This window comes from Pyxidicoccus caerfyrddinensis, from assembly GCF_010894405.1.
GTDB lineage: Bacteria > Myxococcota > Myxococcia > Myxococcales > Myxococcaceae > Myxococcus > Myxococcus caerfyrddinensis.
On sequence record NZ_JAAIYA010000010.1, the window covers coordinates 224,246 to 232,487 of the forward strand.

Sequence of the window (8,242 nt, forward strand, 5' to 3'; positions counted from 1 at the left end):
CGCCCCGGTGGCCCGGCCGGTGTGCGGGCGGCCTCCAGGTGCCCGAATCCACTGGAAATACCGATGATTGCGACATTTTCCGGCCGGCTTCGTTCAGGTGTCGGGTGGAGGCCCGCGAGTCCAGAGACCGGCGTATGTCATGGGGGAGGTGCGCCCGGGGGGGTGAACTGTTCCCAAGCGTCGGCGGCCGCGGGCCCCTCCCCTCTTCTCCTTTCGGGAGTGCGGGCACCCGGGCCCTTCTGGTGGGCGGGCAACCTGCATAAGCTCACACGTCCCCGTTGAGCCAGGAACCCGCGTGTCCACCCTCCTCTCCCCCGCCGTCCGCACGGACCTCGGCAAGCGCGCCGGTGTCACGGCCGGCCTGCTCGGCGTGCTGTGCATCCTCGCCGAGTTCTGCTTCCTCTTCCCGCACCTGCTGGTGACGAACGACGCCCGCAGCTTCTACGCGGACCACATCGGCGTGTTCCGCGCCATCCTCCAGGGGAGCATCATCCTCACCTTCGCGCTCGGCATGCTGAGCGTGCTCACGCTGCGCTCCAAGGCGCACGGCGGCATCGCCATGGCGCTGGCGCTGGTGGCGCTGCTGATGGGCGGCGCGGAGGCCGAGCCCCTCACGCACCAGGCGCGTGGGTTCAGCGCGGGGCTGGACTACTTCATCCTCGAGCTGCTGGTGCTGGGCCTGCTCTTCATCCCCATGGAGCGGCTGTGGGCGCAGACGGAGCAGCCCATCTTCAGGGTGGGCTGGCAGACGGACCTGAAGCACCTCTTCGTCAGCCACATGGGCGTGCAGCTCATCGCCTTCGCCACGCTGATTCCGGCGCAGATGTTCTTCACCTGGGCGGTGAAGCTGGACTTCCAGGCCGCGGTGGCCGCGCAGCCGCTGTGGCTCCAGTTCTTCGAGATCCTCTTCGTCATCGACCTCGTGAGCTATTGGATCCACCGCGCCTTCCACCACTTCCCGTGGATGTGGAAGTTCCACGCCATCCACCACTCCAGCCTGCACATGGACTGGCTGGCCAGCTCGCGCTCGCACCTGGTGGACGTGCTGGTGAACCGGACGCTGGGCTTCGTGCCGGTGTTCATCCTCGGCTTCGCCCCGCCGGCCATCTACGCGTACCTGGTCTTCGTGTCGTTCCACGCCGTCTACATCCACGCCAACGTCAACCACCGCTGGCCGGTGCTGCGCTGGGTGTTCGCCACGCCCGAGTTCCACCACTGGCACCACACGTCCGACGACGAGGGCATCGACAAGAACTTCGCCGTCTTCCTCTCCTTCATCGACTGGATGTTCGGCACCGCCTACCTGCCGGCCCACATGCCGAAGAACTACGGCACCACGAAGTTCCAGCCGCCGGAGACGTACCTGGGCCAGCTCGCCTACCCCTTCCAGAAGCACGAAGAGGAGACGCCGTACGGGTAGTGCGGGTGGCCCGCACGCGAACCCGGATGTTTCACGATTGAGACATGGCCCGGAACTTCCCGAGCAACGCGTGTAGCCGCCGGCGCCACAATCCCTGTCGCGGTGTTGCCCCGGAAGCAACATGCCGTGATTTCGCGGGGCCGCCTGTTGTGACCTCCGGCGCTACAATCTCTATCAAAACGTCAAAAGACGAGGCGGGCCCGGCCTGATCCGCCGGGGCCGCCCCGGGCTCCTCAGAAGCTGCCGAACTTGAAGAACAGCGTCCCGGCGAAGTTGCTGAGATCACTGCTCTTCATCCCCTCCAGGTCCACGCCGCCCAGGTACCGGTAGCTGATCCCCGCGCCGACCCGGAAGAAGCTCAGGACGTTGACCTCGGTCGTCACCGTGGGTTCCACGGCGAAGAGGGCGTCGAACCCCAGGGTCTCCTCTCCGGGGAACTCCCCATGACGTCGGCCCAGCCACCCTCCTCCGAGGAGAACGCCCACCGTGGAGTGCAGCACGCGGTGAGGCGTGAAGACGTACTCCAGCCACAATCCGCCATAGCCCAGGCGAAGATCGTAGCGCTCGCCCGTTCTGACCGGGAACGCCGACTGCATGGGGATCAGGCCATTGACCGCACCACCCACGCCGAAGCGCCCATCGAGGAGCCATGCGCCGCGCCCACCCACGAGCAGCACGTTCGAGCCCAACATCCGTGAGTACGTCGCCGAAGGACCGCCGTATCCCCCGTGCTCAAAGTCGCCCCCCAGCAGCGTCTGCTGCTCGGGACGTGACCCGGGCGATCCATCACTGGCAGTTGGCATTGTCTCTGCATTGGCTGCGCTTCCACCCAGCACCAGCGCGGCCATCATCCCGTAGGAACCTACAACTCGATGTTTCATGACTGCCCCCTCTGTGAGCCAACTCAACACCGGGCGATTTCGAAGCTGTCACCCGGAAATAACGAAAAGCAGTATTGACCGACTGTAAAGTTCTATTGTACTAAACATTTTTGGCGGGTTTAGAGCTGTCTATTAGGGGACCCGCCAGCGACCTGTCAATCATTGGGGAAGGTCGCGATTACAGAGGGGGAAACACCATGGACGGGAGCACCGTCGAGAGCGGTATTGGTCTGTCTTCAGCGCAGAACCAGCAATCCCTGCTGGAGCCCATTGCAATCATTGGCATGGGCTGCCGGTTTCCTGGGGCGAGCCGGCCGGAGGCCTTCTGGAAGATGCTGACGGGCGGCGTGGACGCCGTCGGTGAGATTCCGAAGGACCGCTGGGACATCTCCACGTTCTACGACGCGTCACCCGACCGGCCGGGGAAGGCGACCACGAAGTGGGGTGGCTTCGTGAATCAACCGCTGGGGGCGTTCGACGCCCTCTTCTTCGGCATGTCGCCGCGCGAGGCTGCCTACCTGGACCCGATGCAGCGGTGGCTGCTGGAGGTGGCGTGGGAGGCGATGGAGGACGCGGGCTTCAAGCCCGAGTCGCTGGCGGGCAGCAAGACGGGCGTCTTCGTGGGCGCCTTCACGGTGGACGCCTCCATCTTCCAGCTCCAGCCGAGCAACGCCGAGCTCCTCGGGCCCCACAGCGGCACGGGCACGGCGATGACCATGGTGTCCAACCGCCTGTCCTACTGGTTCGACCTGCGCGGGCCTAGCGTGTCGCTGGACACGGCGTGCTCGTCCTCGCTGGTCGCGGTGCACCTGGCCTGCCAGAGCCTCTGGAGCGGTGAGTCCACGATGGCCCTGGCGGGAGGCGCCTCCGCCATCTTCCAGCCCGGCTACACCGTCTCCGAGTCCAAGGCGGGCATGCTGTCGCCGGACGGGCGCTGCAAGACGTTCGACTCGCGCGCCAACGGCTACGTGCGCGGTGAGGGCGCGGGCCTCGTGGTCCTCAAGCCCCTGTCGAAGGCGCTCGCGGACGGCGACTCCATCTATGCCGTCATCCGCGGCACGGCGGCCAACCAGGACGGCCGCACCAACGGCATCACCGTTCCCAACGGGGAGGCCCAGAAGGCGGTGGCCCGCGAGGCGCTGAGGCGCTCCGGCCTGTCGGCGCACCAGGTGCGCTACATCGAGGCGCACGGCACCGGCACGCCGGTGGGCGACCCGATTGAAGCGCGCGCGCTGGGCGAGGTGTTCGGCCAGGGGCGTGGCGAGGGCGAGCGCTGCGTGGTGGGCTCGGTGAAGACGAACATCGGCCACCTCGAGGCGGCGGCGGGCATCGCCGGGCTCATCAAGGCGGCGCTGTGCCTCAAGCACGGGCAGATTCCGCCGCACCTGCACCTGCAGCGCACCAACCCCAACATCGACTTCGACGGGCTGAAGCTGCGCGTCCCCCGCGCGCTGGAGCCCATGCCCCAGGGCGAGGGGCCGGCGGTGGTGGCGGTGAACTCCTTCGGCTTCGGCGGCACCAACGCGCACGCGGTGCTCTCCGAGGCGCCGCCGGCGCAGAAGGCCGCGGCGGACACGGTGGCCCCGGTGCAGTCGGGGCCGTCCCTGGTGACGCTCTCCGCGCGCAGCCCGGAGTCGCTGCGCCAGATGGCCTCGCGGTGGAAGGAGCTGGCCCAGGCGAATGACCACGACGGCGCGCCCGCGCTGCGCGAGCTGGCGGGAGCGGCGGCCGCACGTCGCACGCACCACCCGCACCGGCTGGCGCTGGTGTCGGGCTCCTACCGCGAGCTGGCGGACACGCTGGGCGCGTGGCTGGAGGGCGCGGAGCGGACGGGCCTGTCCACGGGGCAGGCGTCGTCGAAGGCGCGTGGGGAGCTGGCCTTCGTCTACACGGGCATGGGCCCGCAGTGGTGGGGCATGGGGCGGGCGCTGCTGGCCGCGGAGCCGGTGTTCCGGCAGGCGGTGGAGCGCTGCGACGCCATCCTGGGCCAGTGGACGGACTGGTCGCTGATGAAGGAGCTGACGGCGGACGAGTCCGTCTCCAAGATGACGGAGACGCGCATCTCCCAGCCGGCCAACTTCGCGGTGCAGGTGGGGCTCACGGAGCTCTTGCGCTCCTGGGGCATCAACCCGTCGGCCATCGTCGGCCACAGCACGGGCGAGGCGGCGTCCTTCTGGGCCTCGGGCGTGCTCACGCTGGAGCAGGGCTGCAACGTCGTCTACCACCGCAGCCGGCTGCAGCACCTGACGGCCGGCCAGGGCAAGCTGGTGGCGGTCGGCATTCCCTACGAGGAGGCCGTGACGCTCATCGACGGCTGCGTGGGGGTGTCCATCGCAGCCGTGAACAGCCCCAGCTCGGTGACGCTGGCGGGCGACCCGGCGGTGCTGGAGAAGCTGGTGGCCCCGCTGTCCGCGCGCGGCGTCTTCGCCCGGTTCCTCAAGGTGGACGTGCCGTTCCACAGCCACTACATGGACCCGCTGCGCGACGAGCTGTTGTCGTCGCTGGCGGACCTGCGCCCGGTGCGCGCGAAGGTGCCGCTCTGGTGCACCGTGACGGGCCAGCGCGCCGCCGGCCCGGAGCTGGACGCCCAGTACTGGTGGCTCAACGTGAGAGACCCGGTGCGCTTCGCGCTGGCCGCGCAGAACATGATGGCGGACGGCTACCGCACCTTCCTGGAGATCGGCCCGCATCCGGTCCTCGGTGGCTCCATCACCGAGTGCGCCCAGCAGCGCAACACGCCCGTGCGCACCCTGCCCACGCTCAAGCGCGGTGGGGATGACGTGCAGGGGATGCTGGGCACGGCCGGCGCGCTGTACACGCTGGGCGTGCAGCCGGACTGGGAAGGGATGTTCCCGGGCGCGGCGAAGCGCCCTGCCCGGCTGCCCGCGTACGCGTGGGACCGGCAGATCTACTGGCACGAGGCCGCGGAGTCCCGCGCCCAGCGCCTGGAGCCCATCACCCACCCGCTGCTGGGCAAGCGCCAGGTGGCCCCGGTGCCGACGTGGAAGGGCCAGGTGATGCGCAACGGGCCGACGTGGCTGGAGGACCATGCCATCCAGGGCGCGGTGGTGTTCCCCGGCGCGGGCTACCTGGAGATGGGGCTGGCGGCGCTGCGTGAGGCCACGGGGCGCGCGAGCGGCCCGGTGGAGCTGCACGACATCCGCTTCCGCAACGCCCTCTTCCTGCGCGAGCCCACGACGCTGCAGACCGTGCTGGACACGGACGAGCCGCGCTTCACCGTCTACAGCCGCGCCAGCGCGGCGGACCCGCACTGGCAGCCGCACACCGAGGGCCGCTTCCGCGCCATCCCCGCCCAGGCCACCGCGCCCGGGAAGCTGGCGGCGGTACGCGCGTCCTTCGCGGGCGCCACCGAGTCCGGCGCCGCGGAGTGCTACGAGCGGCTGCGCTCCCAGCACTTCGAGTACGGCCCGCGCTTCCAGGGCATCCAGAAGCTGTCCACGCGGGGCGACGAGACGCTCGCCCTGGTGGAGCTGAAGGACACGGCGGACCTGGCCGGCTTCGAGCTGCCCCCGCCCCTGCTGGACATCTGCTTCCAGGTGCTCATCGCGGGCTCGCTGGCGTCGGGCGCACAGGAGGCCTCGCTCCCCGTCGGGATTGATCGGCTCTCCCTCTTCGGACCGCTGACGGGCCGGGTCTGGGTGCACGGCCGGGTGCGCAACACCAGCCGGCGGGCGATGACGGGCTCGCTGGACGTGTACGCGGAGGACGGGCGACTGCTGGTCGCGCTGGAGGGCATCCGCGTGCAGTCGCTGGAGGCCTCGTCCCGCTCGCACGCGACGCCGGAGATGTTCTACGAGATGACCTGGCACCCGCTGGAGAGCGCCCCGGCCGGGGAGCCGGCGCGGGCCACGGGGGCGTGGCTGGTGTTCGAGGACGGCCAGGGCCTGGGGAACAGGCTGGCCACGACGCTCGAGGCGGCGGGCGGCACCGTGGTGCGCGTGCGGCCTGGGTCGGCCTACCGTGCGTCGCGGGACGGGCTGCGCTTCGAGGTGAATCCGGACAAGCGCAAGCACTTCGACCGGCTGCTGGACGACGTGGGCAACCGCCTGCGCCCGGACGGCGTGCTGCACCTGTGGGGCCTGGATGCGCAGGCCACGCGCGAGCTGACCACGGAGGGGCTGATGGAGGCCCAGGGCCCGGGCCTGGTGGCGTTGATGCACCTGACGCAGGCGCTGCAGGCGGCGGCCTGGCCGAAGCCCCCGCGCCTGTGGGTGCTCACCCGCGGCGCGAAGCAGGTGCCGGGCGACGTGCGCCCGCTGGAAGTCGCGCAGAGCCCGCTCTGGGGCTTCGCCAGCGCCCTCTTCCAGCAGGAGTTCCCGGAGCTGGCCGGCGGCGCGGTGGACCTGGACCCGTCCGCGCCCGGCGCGGAGGCGGCTCTGGAGTCGGAGCGGCTCCTCTCGCTGCTGCTGCGCCCGTCGACCGACGCCCTGATGGCCATGCGCGGCGAGCAGCTCTGGGGTGAGCGGATGGTGCCGGCGCCCAAGGTGGCGTCGGGCTCGCTGCCGGCGCAGCTGCGTCCGGACGCCACGTACCTCATCACCGGTGGTCGTGGCGGCCTGGGGCTGGTGTTCGCCCGCTGGCTGGTGAAGCGCGGGGCGCGCCGGCTGGTGCTGGCGGGCCGCACGGCGCTGCCCGATCGGCGCAGGTGGCACATGCTGGACGCGAACTCGTCCATCGGCCGGCAGGTGGCCGCCATGCGCGAGCTGGAGGCGCTGGGCGCGAGCATCCACCCGGTGGCGCTGGACGTCACCGACGAGAAGAGCATGCGGGAGTTCGTCGAGAACTTCCGCCGTGAGGGCTGGCCGTCCATCCGGGGCGTCATCCACGCGGCGGGCGTCGTACAGCCCCGGCGCTTCGCGGACCTGGAGGCCTCGCAGCTCCGCGACACGCTGGCGCCGAAGCTGGCCGGCGGGTGGAACCTGCACAAGCTGCTGGCGGAGGAGACGCTGGACTTCTTCATCCTCTGCTCGTCCGTCAACGCGCTCGGCTTCTCCATGGGCGTGGCGGACTACGCCGCCAGCAACGCCTTCCTGGACGGCCTGGCGCACGCCCGGCGCAACCAGGGGCTGCACGCGCTCTCCGTCAACTGGAGCGCCTGGGACGAGGTGGGCATGGCCAGCGAGGAGCAGGTGGCCCACGACTTCGAGCGGCGCGGCATCATCCCCATCCGCCCGGCCCAGGGCGTGGAGGCGCTGGAGCGCAGCCTGGAGCACGACCTCCGTCAGGTCGTCGTGCTGGCGGCGGACTGGCAGCGCATCCTTCGCACCGGCTACCCGACGACGCAGCCGCCGGCCATGGTCCGGGCCATCGCCGAGCAGCTCGCGGCGAGCGCCCCGGCCCAGGAGGGCGAGGGACAGCAGGACGACGTGCGCGCGAAGCTCGCGGAGGCCGCGGACGACAAGTCCCGCCGGCAGGTGCTGGAGGACTTCCTGGCGGACGTGGTGGCTCGCACGCTGCGGCTGTCGAAGGAGCAGGTGGACCGCCAGCAGTTCCTCCAGGGGCTGGGGCTGGACTCCATCGTCGCGGTGGAGCTGCGGCTCCAGGTGGTGAATGGCCTGGGCGTGGGTCCCACCCTCATCGAGCTACTGCAAGGCGCGAGCGTCACGTCGCTCGCGGTCCTGCTGCTCTCGCGCCTGCAACCCGCTGCCGGAGCCACGGCCACGCCCGAGCCGGCCAAGGCGGTACAGGCCCGGGTGGAGCCCGTGAAGGTCCAGCCCGTCGCCGCGACCGTCCGGGAGCTGCCGCCCGCGCCGCAGCCAGTCGCGGAGGTCGGTGACCTGGCGAACACCCTGAAGGATCTGTCCCAGGAGGAGCAGGAAGCGCTCCTCCTCGCGGTGGAGCGGGAGCTCGCGCAGGCGGAGCATGCCGGCGTCGAGCGAGTGACCCACTAGCCGGGTCTTCCTTCCCCATTCCAGCAAGT

The 8,242-nt window shown here is 70.4% G+C and carries 3 protein-coding genes; 2 read left to right on the forward strand and 1 reads right to left on the reverse strand.

Features of this window, described 5'->3' with window-relative positions; genetic code table 11:
- The first annotated feature begins 295 nt into the window (after positions 1-295).
- Complete coding sequence (locus tag G4D86_RS25000) at positions 296-1,420, forward strand: sterol desaturase family protein (RefSeq protein WP_163996529.1); 1,125 nt, start codon at positions 296-298, stop codon at positions 1,418-1,420.
- Positions 1,421-1,653: 233 nt separating this feature from the next.
- Here G4D86_RS25000 and G4D86_RS25005 read toward each other — a convergent pair whose 3' ends face one another.
- Entirely contained in the window at positions 1,654-2,301 is a 648-nt protein-coding gene (locus tag G4D86_RS25005; RefSeq protein ID WP_163996530.1) for a hypothetical protein, read from the reverse strand.
- A gap of 197 nt (positions 2,302-2,498) precedes the next feature.
- On the opposite strand from G4D86_RS25005, the gene G4D86_RS25010 reads away from it, so the two are divergent.
- Positions 2,499-8,213 (forward strand): type I polyketide synthase, encoded by a 5,715-nt coding sequence (locus G4D86_RS25010; protein WP_163996531.1) that lies wholly within the window; start codon positions 2,499-2,501, stop codon positions 8,211-8,213.
- The last annotated feature ends 29 nt before the right edge of the window (positions 8,214-8,242 follow it).

Excerpts from the sequence above, each read along its gene's own strand:
- G4D86_RS25005 (WP_163996530.1), bottom strand. The coding sequence starts at position 2,301 with ATGAAACATCGAGTTGTAGGTTCCTACGGGATGATGGCCGCGCTGGTG.
- G4D86_RS25010 (WP_163996531.1), top strand. The coding sequence starts at position 2,499 with ATGGACGGGAGCACCGTCGAGAGCGGTATTGGTCTGTCTTCAGCGCAG.